The sequence below is a fragment of the Paraglaciecola sp. 25GB23A genome (genome assembly GCF_040012495.1).
GTDB lineage: Bacteria > Pseudomonadota > Gammaproteobacteria > Enterobacterales > Alteromonadaceae > Paraglaciecola.
This window is the reverse complement of record NZ_JBDYKM010000026.1, coordinates 14589-32342: the sequence shown is the minus strand read 5'-3', so window position 1 is coordinate 32342 and position 17754 is coordinate 14589. Positions and strand designations below refer to the sequence as shown.

At 41.5% G+C, this 17754-nt stretch carries 14 protein-coding genes and 2 tRNA genes; 9 read left to right on the top strand and 7 right to left on the bottom strand.

Going from position 1 to position 17754, the window contains the following annotated elements:
• Positions 1 to 161 precede the first annotated feature (161 nt).
• Complete coding sequence (locus ABKW31_RS20070; protein WP_348618373.1) at positions 162 to 869, top strand: YIP1 family protein; 708 nt, start codon at positions 162 to 164, stop codon at positions 867 to 869.
• Between the two features lies 1 nt (position 870).
• On the opposite strand, the gene ABKW31_RS20065 is transcribed toward ABKW31_RS20070, so the two are convergent.
• Positions 871 to 1689 (bottom strand): DUF3025 domain-containing protein, encoded by an 819-nt coding sequence (locus ABKW31_RS20065; protein WP_348618372.1) that lies wholly within the window; start codon positions 1687 to 1689, stop codon positions 871 to 873.
• Between the two features lie 75 nt (positions 1690 to 1764).
• On the opposite strand from ABKW31_RS20065, the gene ABKW31_RS20060 reads away from it, so the two are divergent.
• Together ABKW31_RS20060 and asnB are read left to right on the top strand one after the other, a co-directional pair.
• Positions 1765 to 3411 (top strand): M28 family metallopeptidase, encoded by a 1647-nt coding sequence (locus ABKW31_RS20060; RefSeq protein WP_348618371.1) that lies wholly within the window; start codon positions 1765 to 1767, stop codon positions 3409 to 3411.
• Between the two features lie 284 nt (positions 3412 to 3695).
• Entirely contained in the window at positions 3696 to 5369 is a 1674-nt protein-coding gene (gene asnB / locus ABKW31_RS20055; RefSeq protein WP_348618370.1) for an asparagine synthase B, read from the top strand.
• 77 nt (positions 5370 to 5446) lie between these two features.
• On the opposite strand, the gene ABKW31_RS20050 is transcribed toward asnB, so the two are convergent.
• Genes ABKW31_RS20050 through queE form a run of 3 tightly spaced genes read right to left on the bottom strand, consistent with a single transcriptional unit; the run spans position 5447 to position 7432 of the window.
• Complete coding sequence (locus tag ABKW31_RS20050; protein WP_348618369.1) at positions 5447 to 6316, bottom strand: amino acid ABC transporter substrate-binding protein; 870 nt, start codon at positions 6314 to 6316, stop codon at positions 5447 to 5449.
• Entirely contained in the window at positions 6316 to 6750 is a 435-nt protein-coding gene (locus ABKW31_RS20045; RefSeq protein WP_348618368.1) for a hypothetical protein, read from the bottom strand. The genes ABKW31_RS20050 and ABKW31_RS20045 overlap by 1 nt, the downstream gene beginning before the upstream one ends.
• A gap of 7 nt (positions 6751 to 6757) precedes the next feature.
• On the bottom strand, positions 6758 to 7432 hold the full coding sequence (queE, locus tag ABKW31_RS20040; RefSeq protein WP_348618367.1) for a 7-carboxy-7-deazaguanine synthase QueE: 675 nt from the start codon (positions 7430 to 7432) through the stop codon (positions 6758 to 6760).
• 103 nt (positions 7433 to 7535) lie between these two features.
• On the opposite strand from queE, the gene queC reads away from it, so the two are divergent.
• Positions 7536 to 8198 carry a 7-cyano-7-deazaguanine synthase QueC gene (gene queC, locus ABKW31_RS20035; protein WP_348618366.1) on the top strand — a complete coding sequence of 221 codons (663 nt, stop codon included), beginning with the start codon at positions 7536 to 7538 and terminating at the stop codon, positions 8196 to 8198.
• Between the two features lie 133 nt (positions 8199 to 8331).
• Here the strand turns inward: queC and ABKW31_RS20030 are convergent, their stop codons facing one another.
• The 3 genes from ABKW31_RS20030 to ABKW31_RS20020 all read right to left on the bottom strand — a co-directional run bounded on the left by ABKW31_RS20030 (position 8332) and on the right by ABKW31_RS20020 (position 12698).
• The gene (locus ABKW31_RS20030; RefSeq protein ID WP_348618365.1) at positions 8332 to 9255 is read right to left on the bottom strand and encodes a LysR family transcriptional regulator; all 924 of its coding nucleotides are present in this window, start codon (positions 9253 to 9255) and stop codon (positions 8332 to 8334) included.
• Between the two features lie 117 nt (positions 9256 to 9372).
• Positions 9373 to 11382, bottom strand: a complete 2010-nt coding sequence (gene uvrB / locus ABKW31_RS20025) for an excinuclease ABC subunit UvrB (RefSeq protein ID WP_348618396.1) — start codon at positions 11380 to 11382, stop codon at positions 9373 to 9375.
• 14 nt (positions 11383 to 11396) lie between these two features.
• Positions 11397 to 12698, bottom strand: a complete 1302-nt coding sequence (locus ABKW31_RS20020; protein ID WP_348618395.1) for an MATE family efflux transporter — start codon at positions 12696 to 12698, stop codon at positions 11397 to 11399.
• 1096 nt (positions 12699 to 13794) lie between these two features.
• Between ABKW31_RS20020 and ABKW31_RS20015 the strand changes: the two genes are divergently transcribed.
• The 5 genes from ABKW31_RS20015 to rsxC all read left to right on the top strand — a co-directional run bounded on the left by ABKW31_RS20015 (position 13795) and on the right by rsxC (position 17752).
• Positions 13795 to 13871, top strand: a tRNA-Asn gene (locus ABKW31_RS20015).
• Between the two features lie 68 nt (positions 13872 to 13939).
• A tRNA-Asn gene (locus ABKW31_RS20010) sits at positions 13940 to 14016 on the top strand.
• A gap of 183 nt (positions 14017 to 14199) precedes the next feature.
• The gene (rsxA, locus tag ABKW31_RS20005) at positions 14200 to 14781 is read left to right on the top strand and encodes an electron transport complex subunit RsxA (RefSeq protein ID WP_348618364.1); all 582 of its coding nucleotides are present in this window, start codon (positions 14200 to 14202) and stop codon (positions 14779 to 14781) included.
• Positions 14781 to 15347 (top strand): electron transport complex subunit RsxB, encoded by a 567-nt coding sequence (gene rsxB / locus ABKW31_RS20000; RefSeq protein WP_348618363.1) that lies wholly within the window; start codon positions 14781 to 14783, stop codon positions 15345 to 15347. The genes rsxA and rsxB overlap by 1 nt, the downstream gene beginning before the upstream one ends.
• 8 nt (positions 15348 to 15355) lie before the next feature.
• Positions 15356 to 17752 carry an electron transport complex subunit RsxC gene (rsxC, locus tag ABKW31_RS19995; RefSeq protein WP_348618362.1) on the top strand — a complete coding sequence of 799 codons (2397 nt, stop codon included), beginning with the start codon at positions 15356 to 15358 and terminating at the stop codon, positions 17750 to 17752.
• The last annotated feature ends 2 nt before the right edge of the window (positions 17753 to 17754 follow it).

Sequence of the window (17754 nt, the reverse complement as noted above, 5' to 3'; positions counted from 1 at the left end):
TCCCTTAAAAGATTGTGACCTTTCTAACATCAGTAACAGATTGAATTTATTACACAAGAAAGTAAAATAAACTATGTAACAATCATCTATTATTGCGACACAGATATAATAAGCCAATATACGTGAAATCGGCCTTTAGAAACACCAATGAGAAACACCACATGGAATCCCTTAGTAATCCCTTTCAAGCCTGTAAAAATATTGTACTCAAACCTAATGGTGTGTTTGCAAAAATAAAAACAACCGACAATTGGTCATGGGTGCCATTTTTTCTGGTGGCGGGTGCAACCTTTTTGACTATCTACAGTTATCTTAATGTGGTCGACGTAAATTGGTTTATCGACTCGATGCTGCAACTTATTGCAAAAGATGTCAGTCCCGCAGAGGTTAAAGCGATGCGCGATGGCATGGAACAAGGCAACGTTCTATTATTTAGCTTAAGTTTAGGTTTGATGTTTAAAATTGTGTTGTTTAATGCCTTTATGGCGGCCTATTTGAATCAATGCGCTAAAATGGACGAAGAATGTGTTCAAGGCTTTACCGATTGGTTTGGTTTTTGTTGGTGGATCAGTTTACCTTTAGTCGCGGTACAACTTTTGACCTGCGTCGTTATATGGTTTTCTCAATCACCGCAATTATCCCAAACCGTATTGGAACTAACTTCATTGGCCTTCATTTTTTCAGTTGATATACGCTCTCCTTGGTTTGGTTTATTTGAGTCACTCAAATTAGAATACATTTGGATCATATACTTAACCACTGTCGGTTTAAGCCAGTGGACAAGCCTAGCAAAAAAACAAATTTATCGGATTGCAATTGGACCTTATGTGCTTATCTGGGGTCTTTGGTTGCTGCTACTGTTGTTTTAAGCTATTTGACAAGTAAAACTGATTTGGGTCGAAAATAATCAGTATTTTGATAAAACGCATCTTGTTTATTTTCCCTGTAGTATCCGGGTATCCCCAATAAGGGAATGGGAAATAGTGGTTTTTTTTGACCAAACAGATTGCTTTGACTAATTTGCCTGAACAGTTTGTCATCCAGCACACTGCGCTGCTGATTGCAGGGCAATTGACTAAAACCTGAGTCTACTGTCAGTCCCAGCCACTTTCCCGTTAAGCCGATAAAAGGATGTAATAACATTTCTAAATTTGCATGACCAAAGACAACACTGTGTATTTTTTCACTCCATAATGCTCGATGTACTACAAACACAGAATGCCATTGATGCTGGCTCAGTGCTTCAAGTAAAAACTCAAAGCCTTCTTCGACCGCTAAAATAACCCCGCACTCATCAAAATGAGTCAGGTTATTGCGTCTTAGTGTGCGGGGATTAAGTCCATATTGATTAATATCTTCAATATGTTGCTGATTAAGCAGTGCTTTAGTCTTCGGGAACTGCAGCCAAATCAGACCATTAAATAAGTCATGCCAGCTATCTGCTCGCGTGGGCACACGTTTGTGTTGATAAATAGTCTGCTCATAATATTCATCACTTTCAATTAACTGTGATTGGCAGACAAAATCAGGGCAAATTAGAGAGTCAGCTAAAATTTGGTTTTTTAATTGATTCAAGCCCAGTGCATTGGGCCATTGAGTAAATTGCTCTAAATTAAAAAGGCCAGTTAATTGTGCAAAGGGCAATGTCGTTTGCTGAGCGACTAAGGGCGCGTTCCAATTCGATGTCATAGGCTAAATAAAAAGTTTAAGTCGCAAGTTATAAGGCAGTATAATGCGAAGCCACTATAACTATAAGAGTAATGTATGAAACTTTACAACAAAACCGGCTTGCTGCTGCTGGGGTCCCTGTTACTAAACCTCGGATGTTCAAAACAAGCAGAAACAGTTACTCCAGAATCTGATAATTTCCTCAGCGTTTACGAACAGATTAATAGCGCAGATATAAAACGCCATATGCAAATCCTAGCCTCTGACGAATTTGAAGGCCGCTCACCTACCAGTAAGGGTGAGCAGTTGACCTTAGATTATTTAAGCACTGAATTGTTGGCGCTAGGTTTACAACCGGGTAACGGCGATAGCTTTTTACAAGCCGTTGATTTAGTCGAAATAACCGCCGCTCCTGATATGACTTTACACATTGGAGAAAACCAGTTTACCTATAAACAAGATATGGTCGTCTCCACTAAGCGAGAAAAAACCAGTGTCGAGCTTAAGGACTCAGAGTTAGTTTTTGTTGGTTTTGGTGTCAATGCCCCTGAATATGGTTGGAACGATTACGAAGGTATCGATGTTAAAGGCAAAACCGTAGTGATATTAGTGAATGACCCCGGTTTTGAAATGCCCCAAAGTGGTAAATTTCAAGGTACAACGATGACTTATTATGGTCGTTGGACATACAAATATGAAGAAGCAAGTCGCCAAGGTGCCGCCGCTGCTATTATTGTGCACGAAACAGTGCCCGCTTCTTATGGTTGGTCGGTAGTGGCCAATAGTTGGAGTGGTCCACAATATAGTTTGGTCAGTAAAGACGGTAATGCGAGTCGGGTTGCGGTTGAAGGATGGCTTACTACTGAGGCTGCGCAAAAGGTATTTGCCGACGCAGGATTAAATTTTGCGGAACAAAAGCAGCTCGCCTTAGCGGGCCCCCATCATCAAACATTAGCGTTAAAAGCGTCAGTGACGATTAACAGTAGCCTAAAAAAGTCGACCAGTTATAACGTTCTGGCAACGCTGCCCGGAGTGACTCATCCCCAAGAGCACATAATCTACTCAGCACATTGGGATCATCTCGGAAAGGACAGTAGTAAAGACGGTGATCAAATTTATAATGGTGCCCATGACAATGCTACCGGCGTAGCGGCGAATTTAGCACTAGCTAAAGCCTACTCTGCACTCAGTGTAAAACCGCAGCGTTCGGTGAGCTTTTTGTTTGTAACCGCCGAAGAACAAGGCTTGTTAGGTTCTAAATATTATGCAGAACATCCCATTATTCCTTTAAAAGACACGGTCGCAAATATCAACATGGACGCTTTAAGTGTATTGGGGCGTACCAAAGATGTAGCAGTGGTCGGTATGGGAAAATCTGAACTTGAAAATTATTTAGCTAAAGCGGCAATGCGCCAAAATCGTATACTGGTGCAAGAAAGTCGTCCTGAAGCAGGGATTTATTTTCGCTCAGACCATTTCAGCTTTGCGCAACAAGGTGTACCTGCTCTGTACGCTAAAGGTGGCGATGAGCCCATTGATGAAGCCACGGCTAAATATCGCAAACGCACTAATGTGATTGTGACAGGGTGTTATCATCAAGTGTGCGATCAATTTCGTGACAATTGGGACTTAAGCGGCATAGTAGAGGATGGGCAATTGCTATTTGAAGTTGGCTACATGTTAGCTAATTCAGAAGATTGGCCCAAGTGGAGCCCCACCAGCGAATTTCAACGTAAACAATAAGACAGTTACGTAAAATAATAACTGGCAAGGCCACAAACCTTGCCTTTTTTAAGGGCCAATTTGTCGATAAAAGCAGCAATAAACCCGCGTTATACTTTGCGATAATTAGCTAGTGTAAAAAAATTACAGTTTCCGCTTGCTTTTTTCGCTCAGGCTGGCAAATTCAAGGGCGCGAAAGAATGAATAAAACCAACAACTTCACGCGATCCTAGGGGTTCATTAAGCACTATCCGCCAATGTAACCAGCTATTTTATCTAACCCGCAACTCAAGAGAAACTTTTTTATGTGTGGTATTTTCGGCATTCTGGACATCAAAACTGATGTGGCAGAACTTAGAACACAAGCGTTAGAGCTTTCCAAATTGCTGCGCCACCGTGGCCCTGATTGGTCAGGTATATGGAATAATAATAATGCCATTTTGTGTCATGAACGTTTGGCTATCGTCGACGTTGATACAGGCGCTCAACCTTTAATTAGCCGAAATAATAATCAGGTATTAGCGGTTAATGGTGAAATATACAATCACAAAACCCTTGAGAAAAATTTAAGCACTCCATACGACTTCAGAACCAAATCAGACTGTGAGGTTATCCTACCTTTGTATCAACAAAAAGGTGTCGAATTTATCGACGAGCTTGAGGGTATGTTTGCTTTTGTCCTGTATGACGAAGAACAAGATGCGTTTTTGATAGCGCGTGACCATATGGGCATTATACCCCTTTATACAGGCTATGATGAACATGGCAATATGTATGTTGCCTCAGAAATGAAAGCCTTAGTACCTGTTTGTAAAACCGTGCAGGAGTTCCCCCCTGGGCATTACTTATGGAGTAAAACTGGGAAGTTAACTGAATATTATAAACGTGATTGGATGGATTACGAAAACGTCAAAAATAATCCGACCAATCTTGATGATCTTAAGGTTGCTTTTGAAAAAGCAGTCAAAACTCATTTGATGTCTGACGTGCCCTACGGCGTATTGTTGTCGGGTGGATTAGATTCATCCTTAGTATCTGCTGTCGCCGCCAAATATGTTGCTAAGCGCGTTGAAGATGAAGATAAGTCAGAAGCCTGGTGGCCACGACTTCACTCTTTTGCTGTCGGTTTAGAAGGTGCACCTGACCTGATTGCCGCACAAAAAGTAGCTAAAATGATCGGCACTGTGCATCACGAAGTGCACTTTACTGTGCAAGAAGGTCTTGATGCTATTCGCGACGTGATTTATCACATTGAAACCTATGATACGACTACCATCCGAGCTTCTACTCCTATGTATTTGATGAGTCGTAAAATTAAAGCTATGGGTATCAAGATGGTATTGTCTGGTGAAGGGGCTGATGAAATTTTTGGTGGCTATTTGTATTTCCACAAAGCCCCTAATGCCAAAGAATTTCATGAAGAAACTGTGCGTAAACTCAAACGTCTGCATATGTTTGATTGTGCCCGTGCCAATAAATCCACCTCGGCTTGGGGAGTTGAAGGTCGTGTACCTTTCCTTGATAAAGAATTTATGGACGTGGCAATGCGTTTAAATCCGCAGGACAAAATGTGTCTTGATGGCAAAATGGAAAAATGGGTGCTGCGCAAAGCGTTTGATAATAACGAATATTTACCCGCCGAAATTTTATGGCGACAAAAAGAACAATTCAGCGATGGCGTTGGTTATTCATGGATTGATTCTTTAAAAGAATTTGTCGAAACTCAGGTGACTGACCAGCAAATGGCCTCAGCAGCTTTCCGTTTCCCGATCAATACTCCGGATACGAAAGAAGGCTATTATTACCGCACCATATTTGAAGGCTACTTTCCTCAGGAAACCGCCGCTAAGTGTGTGCCCAGTGGAAAATCTATCGCATGTAGTACAGTGGAAGCTCTTGAGTGGGATGCAAGCTTTAAAGCCAATGCTGACCCCTCTGGACGCGCAATGCGCAACGTACACTTGCAAGCGTCCAAATAACACGCTGCGTTTACATTAAAAAGCCAGCGAATATCGCTGGCTTTTTTGTTTTTCCAGCCCCATTGCTAAACTCAGGTTTATTGAATAACAGGCTCTGTATTTTCAAACCACAGCTCTTTGCGATGCAAAGGGGTTTTAATCGGCAGATAAGTATTTTGTAATTGATAAAACGTGCGTTTATCTAATTCGGATTTATCCAGATAAGCCTGATGCTCTTCTAAAAATAATTCATCAAATTTACCGTTTTGAATCGCTTTTTCTAAGCCGATGCGGATAAGGTTGGCTAAGGGTACGCTGTTTTTATTAACAAAATAATACATTGCAGCCGGATATCGCACACCCAATTTAGACTCAACCACAAAATCATTGGCTGGATTATCCGTTTTCATTTCTTCCCAAATTTCCACCACAGAGCGTGGGAAAAAATCACCTTGCGCATTCGCTAACATTTTAAATAATGCGCTATGATCTGTGGCGGTAATGACATCAAAACCATTAGCTTGTAATATCTTGGTATCAGGCCAATCGCTACCTTGTATAGGATTAAGCTTCAGTAAATGATCTAAATTTTGGATATATTTAAAACGTGAATCCATATCTTTGCGGATGATGAAAACTCGCCATCCTATCAGGCCCTTGTAGATAGGAATTCGAATAGGCAATAATTGTTCTTCCCTTTGCTCATCCGTCATACTCCACACTACGTTGACTTCGCGATTATCCATTAAACGTTTTAGCGCTTTACTCTGTGGCATAATACGATCAGAGGCAATCAAGCGATAATTAACCCCTGTTTGATCCAATGCTAAGGCCAACAGTTTTAGTGGATAATCAGAGCGCCTATCACTCTCTGACAGTGGTCGAGGATAGTTAATTCGCCAAGATGCAGCAAAACTATCAACACTTGTTAACATTAATAACAGTAAAACTACGCAAGTTTTAATCATCAAAGTCTCAATTCAGTGGGTAACATTGTTTTCAATTGCTGGTGATCATCATCAACAACTGTAACGATAATCATAAGTTGGCCGTCTTCCGTCTTTTGTAAAGTATAGGAAGCCGCCCATGTAATTATAACCTCATTGTGACAGTCCATTAATCGCCAACGAATATTGGTGAAATATAAAGAATCAGATAAACGCAGTATTTGATTTATGATAGGCAAAAAACTCGTTATACCCTGCATTGCCAAAACCTCGCTAAAACCCATAAAAAAGTTTTCTAACTCTTTTTTGGAATTAAGTACGCGTTTATTTTGCTCACCAATAATAATATTCGGCACAACACAGTAGTTTGCCGCTAGCGCCGGCTTGTCTTGCAAAAAAGTGCCAGCAAAATCCATCAAAAACCGGCTTAATTCATCCTTCTCCAATATAGTCACAATATTCCTATTCTATGCCGATAAACTTATGAGTTTGCAATGACAAGCGCCAATTACGCTCAATACACACTTTAATAGCCAGCTCAGTCGCCCGTTTTTGCTGACTAATAGGTTGTAAATAAATCACAGGTTGTGGTTTATCTTCTAACAAGATTAAAGTTTGATCTAATTCTTCAATATGTTTTTCCATGGCAATGGGATGTTTTATCTCATTTGCTCTTTGCATAGCACTAGCTAAGACTTTTCTTCCCCCTGGCATATTGACCTTAGGCGACACGGTAACCCAAGTATTTTCATGAGTGAGAACTTCATACGTGCCACTAGTTTCTATTTGCACCGAATAACCTAAGGAGATTAAACGACTCGATAGAGGGATTAAATCATACATACAAGGCTCACCGCCGGTAATAACCACATGTTTAGCGCGGTAGTTTTGCTCGGTAAACAAAGCCAGTAATTGTTCTACTGTATGATTAAACCAATGAGACGACTCGCCCTGCTCAGCCATGACAACAGGCCCACTGCGCTCTAATTGACTATCAAGGGTCCAAGTATGTTTAGTGTCGCACCATGGGCAGCCAACCGGACAACCTTGGAGGCGCACAAAAATAGAGGGCACGCCGGTAAAGCTGCCCTCACCTTGAATAGATTCAAAAACTTCATTTATTTTGTACTGGCTCAATGCCCTTCCTTATTTGTGTCAGGTTTTCGTCACTGGTCTATGGGAATTACTTTATAGATGACTTAAGATCTTAACCAATTGTAGTTAGATAAAGAAGCTAAACATGACAGCAACTAAAGTAGTAGTGATATTTTCTGGTGGAATGGATTCTTTCACTGTATTAAATATGGCCGTAAAACAAGGTTTCGACGTGTACGCCTTGTCTTTTGATTATGGGCAAAGGCATAAAAAGGAGCTCGACTATGCCGCTCAGGCTTGCCACAACTTGAAGGTTAAACATAAGATCATCGATATTTCAGCTATAAATGAACTGATTGGTGGTTCGTCATTAACGGCTGATATTGCAGTAGCAGAAGGTCACTATGAACAGGAGAATATGCTTACCACTGTAGTGCCTAATCGTAACATGATTTTATTATCCATGGCGGTAGGTTACGCGGTTTCGCTAGGGGCAAACAAAGTCTATTACGGTGCTCATTCGGGTGATCATGCAATCTACCCTGATTGCCGCCCTGAATTTGTCGAACGGATGAATGATGTTTGTGCTATTGCTAATTACGAAGCGGTAGAAATTGTTACACCTTTCTTACATGACAGTAAAATAACGATTCTTACTACTGGACTCGAGATGGGTTTAGACTATGGTCAAACGTGGACCTGTTACAATGGCCGAGAATTGGCCTGTGGTAAATGTGGCGCTTGCCAAGAGAGGTTGGAAGCCTTTGCACAAAATGGAAAGACGGATCCTTTGGATTATGAAGTCTGAGATGCGAGAAAAAGCACTAAATTAGTATTATAAGATTTCAACAAAAAAGTCCTCTCCCGAGGACTTTTTTGTTGGTATATCATTTATGCGCTAGTTGAGCGAAACTCGGTGCTCGTAGCTCGTAGCTCAAAGCCTATTTCTTATCCACTTGCTGAATAAAGTAACTCACTTCTTTAATAAGATGGCGCAGAACTGGGTTTAGACGGGTGTTTTTGCCGTTCATTAAAAACAGCTCATGTTTAAATTCAAACATACTGCCTCCCACTGGAACTAGACCCAAACCTGCACCTTGATTCAATAATACGTAGTCTGGCAGCAAGCCTACATACTCACCCGTCATAATAGCGGATAAACATGCATCGAATGAATCAGAAAAGGTTTGTATAGCCATACGTCTATCATCAGAAATATAGTTGGCTGAAGACAAGCCTGAAATACCGATTGCTGGGTAATCTTCAATACGCACGCCTTTTGGTAAGGGCTCTTTGTATTTAGCTAAAGCATGCGAAGGTGCACAGTACAAACGTCCATGGCAAGTCACACTAGTTGTGTGAAAGGTCACCGATTCTGGCTTTAACATATCGTAAGTTGACAGCACCAAGTGGCACTCCCCCGATAACGCCACATGCTCGACTTCGTTATACAAGCGAGTTTGTATATTGACATGAATATCAACAAACTTTTTCATGGTACTTTTAACTGCTTTACTGACAGCCAAATGATAGGAAAGCGGTAAACCGGCCATCATAACCAAAGTAATGTGGCCAGAGTAATCATCATGTAAACTTTTGAGGTTAAACACGAAATTGTCAAAGGCATTAAATATGCGTTTGGTTTCTTGAAAAACCACCTCACCTTCTTTGGTCATTTGAAAGCCACCGCGGCCACGATGACATAAAACCAAGTCTAAACGCTCTTCTAACTTCTTAATAGCGGCACTAATATTCGGCCGTTGCATACGCAATACAGGCTCGGCAGCGGTAAAACCATTACATGACGCTACAGCATAAAAAACGCGTAATAGTTTGATATCGGATTCTTGCAGACGGTTCAACATACTCAGCACCACTTATAGGTATAATTATTGATACTAAACTACATCTTAGAAAAGTGATAGCCTCAATACAATGAAAATTTTAGGTGTTCGGGCTGTATCAGCCCGATATTGCGTTTATTAGGATAACTTAACCAGTTGTTGTCGATACATTTCGATTTCGTCACGCAGGTTAGCGGCTTTTTCAAACTCTAACTCTTTAGCAAATTTAAACATTTGCTTTTCAAGCTCACTGATTTTTTGCATTAGTTGCGAGGTGTTCATTGACTTATAACGGCCACTCGACTCCGCCACTTTGCGCAATTTAACCTTACCATCATCCCCACCATCACCCACATCCATAATATCGGTCACGGCTTTATACATCTGGGTAGGTACAATGCCATGTTCTAGATTATAAGCTGTTTGCTTTTCTCGGCGACGGTCGGTTTCATCCATCGCCCGTTGCATTGAACCGGTAATACGATCGGCATACAGAATGGCACGACCTTTAAGATGTCGAGCGGCACGACCAATGGTTTGAATGAGCGAACGGTCTGAACGCAGGAATCCTTCTTTATCAGCGTCAAGAATAGCCACCAGTGATACCTCGGGCATATCCAAGCCTTCACGTAATAAATTAATCCCTACTAATACATCAAATTTACCGATGCGCAAATCACGAATAATTTCTATGCGTTCAACCGTATCAATATCGGAGTGCAAATAGCGCGCTTTTACCCCATGTTCATCTAAATAATCACTAAGATCTTCAGACATACGTTTAGTTAAGGTAGTTACTAACACCCTTTCGTTAACGGCGACACATTTATGAATTTCTGACAATAAGTCATCCACCTGAGTGCCAACCGGTCGAATTTCAATTAATGGATCCACCAAGCCTGTAGGCCTAACAACTTGTTCAACAATATCATCAGGCACATGCTCTAACTCAAATTTACCCGGCGTTGCCGACACGTAAATAGTTTGTGGCGAGATACGTTCAAATTCATCAAATTTTAAAGGTCTGTTATCAAGAGCTGAAGGTAGACGAAAGCCATATTCAACCAAGGTTTCTTTGCGCGAACGGTCGCCTTTATACATGGCGCCAATTTGCGAAACGGTTACGTGGCTTTCATCAATAAACAGCAAACCATCGGCTGGAAAATAATCAATTAAAGTCGGCGGTGGATCACCGGGTGGACGACCTGACAAATAACGCGAGTAGTTTTCAATGCCAGAGCAATAACCTAACTCTTGCATCATCTCGATGTCAAATTGACAGCGTTGGCTAATACGTTGTTCTTCCACCAACTTGTTCACAGATAAAAGTTGCGCACGACGCTCTTTTAATTCAACTTTAATATGTTCAATGGCCGACAAAATCTTTTCACGGGGAGTAACATAATGAGTTTTGGGAAACACTGTTGCTCGAGTAACCGTTTTTTCAACCGCTCCTGTTAGCGGATCAAAAACACTGATACGCTCTATCTCCTGATCAAATAATTCAACGCGAATACCATGGCGCTCAGAATCTGCAGGAAACACGTCAATAACATCACCTCGCACCCGAAAGGTACCGCGCTCAAAGGCCACATCATTGCGTTTATATTGAATTTCTGCCAAACGCCTCAGTATGTCACGTTGATCCATAACGTCGCCCACACGAAAATGCACTAACATTTTCATATAGGACTCAGGATCACCTAAACCATAAATAGCCGACACACTGGAAACAATAATAACATCCCGTCTTTCCATCAATGATTTGGTGGCTGACAGACGCATTTGTTCAATGTGCTCGTTTATAGAGGCGTCTTTCTCAATAAAGGTATCACTCGAAGGAACATAGGCTTCAGGCTGATAATAATCGTAATAAGAAACAAAATATTCTACCGCATTATTAGGAAAGAACTCTTTCATTTCTCCGTACAGTTGTGCAGCTAAGGTTTTATTATGGGCTAGGATTAAGGTGGGCCGCTGCATTTTTTCAATTACATTGGCCATAGTAAACGTTTTACCAGAACCCGTTACACCCAACAAAATCTGCCGAGCTAGCCCATCTTCCAAACCTTCGACTAGGGCTTTAATGGCTTTTGGTTGGTCACCGGCAGGAGAATAATTTGACCTTAATTCAAAAGATCGACTCATTGTTAGGGGTTCACTCATTCAACTCTCACTTGCAATATTTTGTTTTTGATTACGCGCGTAAACCAAATAAAGGCCACACTAGCGACGATAACATTGGCCAATACCGCTGCAACAAAAATTCCTTGTAGATCGAATAGTTGACTACCAATAAAGGCAAAAGGTACGTAAACCACAAAAAGCCGCACAATACTTAATCCCAGCGCAGACAGAGGCAAATGCAAAGCATTAAAAGAAGAGTTAGCTAAAATAATCACACCTTGGCAGCCATAACCTAATGGCACAATAAGCAAAAATAATTTAATTAAATCTGCAACTTCAGCGTCGTCTGTGAATATATTGGCTAAGAAGCCAGCGGAAAGTGCCACCACGACATAGACTGCAATCTGCCAAAACACAATAAACTTAATACTTAAATTAAAGGCCTGTTGCACCCGTTCTAGCTTATTAGCGCCTAAATTTTGACTGATAAAGGGCGGTAAAGACATAGACAATGATAACACCACTATGCTTGCTAAGGATTCCAGTCGACCACCTACCCCCCAAGCTGCAACGGCAACTTGCCCGTAACCTGCAACAAATGAAGTTACAATACCTGCTGCAATGGGGGTAAGCATATTGGCACCAGCAGCAGGTAGTCCGATTTTTAAAATGCCACCACAGCTACGCTTCAATTCTATTAAGGTCAATAATCTGGGCAGCATCAAATGACGTTTGATTGCCAATAAATAAATGATGTAAAACAAACCAATGGCCCAAGCAATCAAAGTCGCAATGGCAGCCCCCTGAATACCAAAAGCCGGAACTGGGCCCCAGCCAAAGATCAATAATGGGTCAAGTACCGCATTGACCAATCCACCAAAAGCCATAATATAGCTAGGCGTTTTAGTATCACCGGATGCGCGCAAAACACTATTACCTACCATGGGCATAGCTAAAAATACGCCTGCGGCATACCAAACATACATATAATCTTTAATATGCACGAGTTCTTGGGCTGTCGCTCCCATAGCGGTGAAGATAGGCTTAATTGAAAATACGCCAACGATAGCCAAAATCACTGCAAGTAAGGCAGACAACATCAGCGCACCGGTAGCGGTCTCTTTAGCCTGTTCATGTAATTTCGCCCCAAGTAATCGGGCAATAACAGCCGATGTACCTATGCCCAGGCCTATGTTCAGACTGATAACTGTAAAGGTAACAGGAAAGGTAAAACTAATAGCAGCTAGTTCATCGGTGCCTAACATCGCGATAAAAAACGTATCGACTAGTCCAAAAGTCATGAGCATAATCATGCCCACAATCATGGGGATGGTCATCGACTTCAAGGTACTTGCTATATCCTGATTTAATAAGTCAGGACCTGAACTAGGGGTTTTATTCAAGTTTGTTCTCACACAGATAAGTAAAATAAAGTTAAGTCAGGCGTATCTTTGCTGCTTCCCTGGAGCACCACCAAATTCAAATCATCCCCTATTACAGCCACAAAACGTTAAGCGATTGATTAAATGTTTATTTTTAACAAACACCAATAATTATGACACTAATGGTACGCGATATCCTTAGCGCAATTATCATTAATTCTGCTTTTAATGACTGAAAAAATCTCAGTTATTTTTTTGAGTAAAGTGTAGCTAAATAGCAACAAAGTTATTCTTCTAAATAATATGCAAGCCCTCTTTTGACTAAATATTTCATTAAAATTACTGTATTTAAGGCTTGACTTTGATGAAAATATTTTTGGAAGTAATGTAAAATAATGATGAATTTATTTTTTCCTTATAAAACAACACACAAGCTAACATGAGTTTGAAATCTAAACTAATACGGGTGAAATAAAAAACCTAAAAACCATAAAAAAACGTATCTAACTGTTTTTTATAGATAATTATTAAATAATGCTTTTTTTAATAATAGCGATTGACAATCATTTGAAACTCAAAACTCTAGTGCAAAATATTTAACCCACAACTTTATCCACAGCTTTCGTGGATAACTAAGTCAGACACAAGTAGGACGTGACCTTGGCTTGAGATAGTCAATATGTTTAGTTGGTAAACACTAACCTTCAGCAAGGCCTCAAAAGGTTACATTTTTGTTAAGCACTGTATACTAAAACAGTACTCAACAAGTTTTTAATATCTTTTAGTTATATGCAGAGAACTAAAAAAACAAAAAATATTGCACTTAATTTGTGCGTCTTACTTGTGCACAAAAACCAAACAAAGTGCTTAAAAAAAAGCCTGCAGTGCAAATAAAAAGCAACAATTGTGCAAGGTTTACACAGATCGTAAAAAGATTGCGGATTTTGTTGTTTTGAGTGTTGACAGTGGGCCACTGTCTCATTAACATTCGCCACCGTTGAAAAACGGCAAATTGAAGCCAATTAATCGGCTCTCAATATAGAAATGTGATTCCCCCTTAGCTCAGCTGGTTAGAGCGACGGACTGTTAATCCGCAGGTCCCCCGTTCGAGTCGGGGAGGGGGAGCCAATCTAGAAAACTGGATCACAGTTTAACAGATGGCTCAGGCAACTAAATTTCTATTAACTCTGTAAAATTCCCCCTTAGCTCAGCTGGTTAGAGCGACGGACTGTTAATCCGCAGGTCCCCCGTTCGAGTCGGGGAGGGGGAGCCACTTCAGTATATCTGACTGCTGGCTTCAATCTTTTAATTCTTGTTTAATCATTCCTTGTTATAGCCCAGTATTTAAAAAATAAAGCTGAATCAGCAATAAAGTTTTGAATATCAAGTTGTTAATACTCATCGAAACCCCGATAATAAAGCTTGTTTAATAAAGCGTAGTAATTTTCTTTATACAATGACTGAATTCTTCTTACTCCTTATCGGCACCGTGCTGGTCAATAATTTTGTATTAGTCCAATTTCTTGGTCTATGCCCCTTCATGGGCGTATCAGGCAAATTGGAAACAGCAATTGGTATGTCCATGGCGACAACTTTCGTTTTGACCTTAGCTTCTCTTTCTAGCTATTTGGTTGAACATTACATTTTGTTGCCACTAGACATTGCTTATCTGCGCACACTCAGTTTTATCTTAGTTATTGCAGTAGTCGTTCAATTTACCGAATTGGTTGTACATAAAACTAGCCCCACCCTATATCGATTGCTCGGTATCTTTTTACCATTGATCACCACAAATTGTGCGGTATTGGGCGTAGCTCTTTTGAATATTAATCAACAACACAATTTTATCGAGTCGGTGATCTATGGCTTTGGTGCTGCCGTAGGATTCTCTTTAGCACTGATATTGTTTTCAGCGATGCGAGAACGTTTAGCTGTAGCAGATGTGCCCGCCCCTTTTAAAGGCGCTTCAATTGCGATGATAACAGCTGGTTTAATGTCTCTTGCCTTTATGGGATTCACCGGTTTGGTGAAGTTTTAATGTCATTAAGCTTGGCAATATTAACCGCACTACTGGCACTGGGAGTAATGGCACTTATTTTTGGTGCGATCCTTGGATATGCGGCCATTCGTTTTAAAGTAGAAAGTGACCCTTTAGTTGAACAAATTGACGAGATTTTACCACAAACCCAATGCGGACAATGTGGTTATCCCGGCTGTAAGCCCTATGCAGAGGCTATTGCTAATGGTGATGACATCAATAAATGCCCCCCAGGAGGCGAAGCCACTATTAAAAAATTGGCGGAACTAATGGGTGTCGAAGCAACATCCTTAGATAGTGCTCATGGCACCGAAGATATCAAAAAAGTTGCCTTTATTCGTGAAGACGAATGCATTGGCTGCACTAAATGCATCCAAGCTTGTCCTGTAGATGCCATTCTGGGTGCCGCAAAACAAATGCACACCGTTATTAGTGATGAATGTACAGGCTGTGATTTATGTGTTGATCCCTGTCCTGTTGATTGTATTGATATGCTGCCAGTTAAATTAAATAGTGCCGCTTGGCGCTGGGAGCTCAACCCAATTCCAATTAAACAAGTAAGTTAAGTGTGAATATGTTCAGTGATTTTGACGACGTAATGAGTAAGTTGAATGCCAACGAAGTGTGGGATTTTCCCGGTGGCGTGCATCCTCCTCAACAAAAACTATTATCTAATCAAACACCCATAGCTCAGTTGCCTATTCCTGCTCGTTTGTTTGTGCCCCTTAAGCAACATATAGGTGTAGAAGGACATATTGTTGTCGAAGTGGGTCAGCATGTATTAAAGGGCCAAGCACTAACGAAAAGTATGAACCCTTTTGCTGTGCCTGTTCACGCGCCAACGTCTGGCCACATTGTCAGTATAGGCTCTCATGTTTCAGCTCATCCCTCAGGCATTGCTGAATTAACTATCGAAATTCAAAGCGATCAACTTGATACTTGGTTACCTCTCAAGCCATTAGCTGATTATCAGAATCAACCTAAAATGGCGGTATTAAGTGCGATTTGTGACAGCGGTATCAGCGGTATGGGCGGCGCTGGATTTCCTACCCACATAAAAGCAGCGCCTAAAAAGAATGTTGAATTTCTGATCATCAATGGTATTGAATGTGAGCCTTATATCAGTTCAGATGACAGGCTAATGCGTGAGCATGCTTGGCAAATTCGCCAAGGTACCGATATTCTAAGTCACTTGTTAGAGCCTAAGGTTGTCATCATTGCCATTGAAGATAACAAACCTGAAGCGATAGACGCGATGCGTTTAGCCTACCGTGAAAACCCCTTATACCGTATTTGCGTTATTCCAACTAAATATCCGGCCGGCGGTGAAAAGCAATTGATTCAGATGCTCACCAACAGAGAGGTACCCAGTGGCGGGCTACCAATGGATGTCGGCGTTATTATGCATAATGTTGGTACCTGCTACGCCATTGCTGACGCTATCTTTAGTGGGAAACCTCTAATACAACGTGTGGTGACTGTGACTGGCCAAGCGGTTAACCAGCGGGGCAATTATTGGACGCTTATTGGTACACCTGTAGAGCACTTACTCAATATCAGTCAGTTTCAAAGCAACAAACAAAAAAAGCCCACGATCATCATGGGTGGACCAATGATGGGATTTACCCTATCCAGTCAACAAGTGCCGGTAGTTAAAATTACAAACTGCATTCTTGTACCTGCAAAAAATGAATTAGCCGGTAATAATGAGCAGGCTTGTATTCGTTGCGGCGCCTGTGCGGACGTTTGTCCAGCCTCTTTGTTACCCCAGCAACTCTTATGGCACGCCAAAGCCAAAGAGTTAGACAAGGCCCAAGAATATAACTTATTTGACTGTATCGAATGTGGCGCCTGTGCTTTTGTTTGTCCGAGTGAAATCCCCTTGGTCCACTATTATCGCATTGCCAAGGCTGATGTCAGAATTGAACAGCAAGAAAAACAAAAATCCGATAAAGCCCGTGAAAGATTTGAAACTCGCGCAGCACGACTGATTGCCGACCAAGAAGCCAGAGACGAAAAGCATCGCCTCGCAGCCGAAGCAAGAAAACAAGCGATGTCACAAACGGGTAATAATGCTGCAGACAGGATCGCAGCCGCATTAGCGCGGGCCAAAGAGAAGAAACAAACTCAATTAAACGACAATGATAATACTGAGTCAGTTAAAGACGTGACTCAGAACGATGCACCAGAAGTTGTCCCACCCTCAAGCAACAACGATCGCGTGCAAGCCGCTATTTTGAGAGCTAAAGCTAAGAAGGCTGCCAGTGCCAACGAAGATAAACCCGTTGAAGCACAAGTCAGTACCCCAGAGGACACCGCTAAAAACGAACGTATACAAGCGGCTATTGCCAAAGCTAAAGCCAAAAAGGCTGCCAGTGCCAACGAAGATAAACCCGTTGAAGCACAAGTCAGTACCCCAGAGCAGACCGCTAAAAACGAACGTATACAAGCGGCTATTGCCAAAGCTAAAGCCAAAAAGGCCGCAAGTGCCAATGACGATAAACCAGTTGAAGCACAAGTCACTACACTAGAGCAGACCGCTAAAAACGAACGTGTACAAGCGGCTATTGCCAAAGCTAAAGCCAAAAAGGCCGCAAGTTCTGGTAGCCGCGGCAGTTCGCAGCAAATAGAAGAAATGGTACACACGCTGACATTAGAACCTGAGTCGACAGCAAACGCCGCTCAACAGGAGGTGACAGAGGCTGAGACAAAGGATGCCAAACAACAGCGCATCGCCACAGCAGTTGCTAAAGCGAAAGCCAAAAAAGGCGAAACTACATTGCTCGATAGTACCTTTGATGAACCAACACCTGCAGATTCTGAACTGACCAGCAATCCATCACAGACCTCTGCAAATATTGATGATGACACTCAAGCTTTGGATGCTAAAAAACGCAGAATAGCCACCGCTGTGGCCAAAGCCAAAGCCAAAAAAGCCGCAGAACAAGCGCTTAAAGATGAAAAACAATGATG

Bases quoted from the DNA above. Each gene is read 5' to 3' on its own strand.
- ABKW31_RS20070 (WP_348618373.1), top strand. From the start codon at position 162: ATGGAATCCCTTAGTAATCCCTTTCAAGCCTGTAAAAATATTGTACTC.
- ABKW31_RS20065 (WP_348618372.1), bottom strand. From the start codon at position 1,689: ATGACATCGAATTGGAACGCGCCCTTAGTCGCTCAGCAAACGACATTG.
- ABKW31_RS20060 (WP_348618371.1), top strand. From the start codon at position 1,765: ATGAAACTTTACAACAAAACCGGCTTGCTGCTGCTGGGGTCCCTGTTA.
- asnB (WP_348618370.1), top strand. From the start codon at position 3,696: ATGTGTGGTATTTTCGGCATTCTGGACATCAAAACTGATGTGGCAGAA.
- ABKW31_RS20050 (WP_348618369.1), bottom strand. From the start codon at position 6,316: ATGATTAAAACTTGCGTAGTTTTACTGTTATTAATGTTAACAAGTGTT.
- queC (WP_348618366.1), top strand. From the start codon at position 7,536: ATGACAGCAACTAAAGTAGTAGTGATATTTTCTGGTGGAATGGATTCT.
- ABKW31_RS20030 (WP_348618365.1), bottom strand. From the start codon at position 9,255: ATGTTGAACCGTCTGCAAGAATCCGATATCAAACTATTACGCGTTTTT.
- uvrB (WP_348618396.1), bottom strand. From the start codon at position 11,382: ATGAGTCGATCTTTTGAATTAAGGTCAAATTATTCTCCTGCCGGTGAC.
- ABKW31_RS20020 (WP_348618395.1), bottom strand. From the start codon at position 12,698: ATGACCATCCCCATGATTGTGGGCATGATTATGCTCATGACTTTTGGA.
- rsxA (WP_348618364.1), top strand. From the start codon at position 14,200: ATGACTGAATTCTTCTTACTCCTTATCGGCACCGTGCTGGTCAATAAT.
- rsxB (WP_348618363.1), top strand. From the start codon at position 14,781: ATGTCATTAAGCTTGGCAATATTAACCGCACTACTGGCACTGGGAGTA.
- rsxC (WP_348618362.1), top strand. From the start codon at position 15,356: ATGTTCAGTGATTTTGACGACGTAATGAGTAAGTTGAATGCCAACGAA.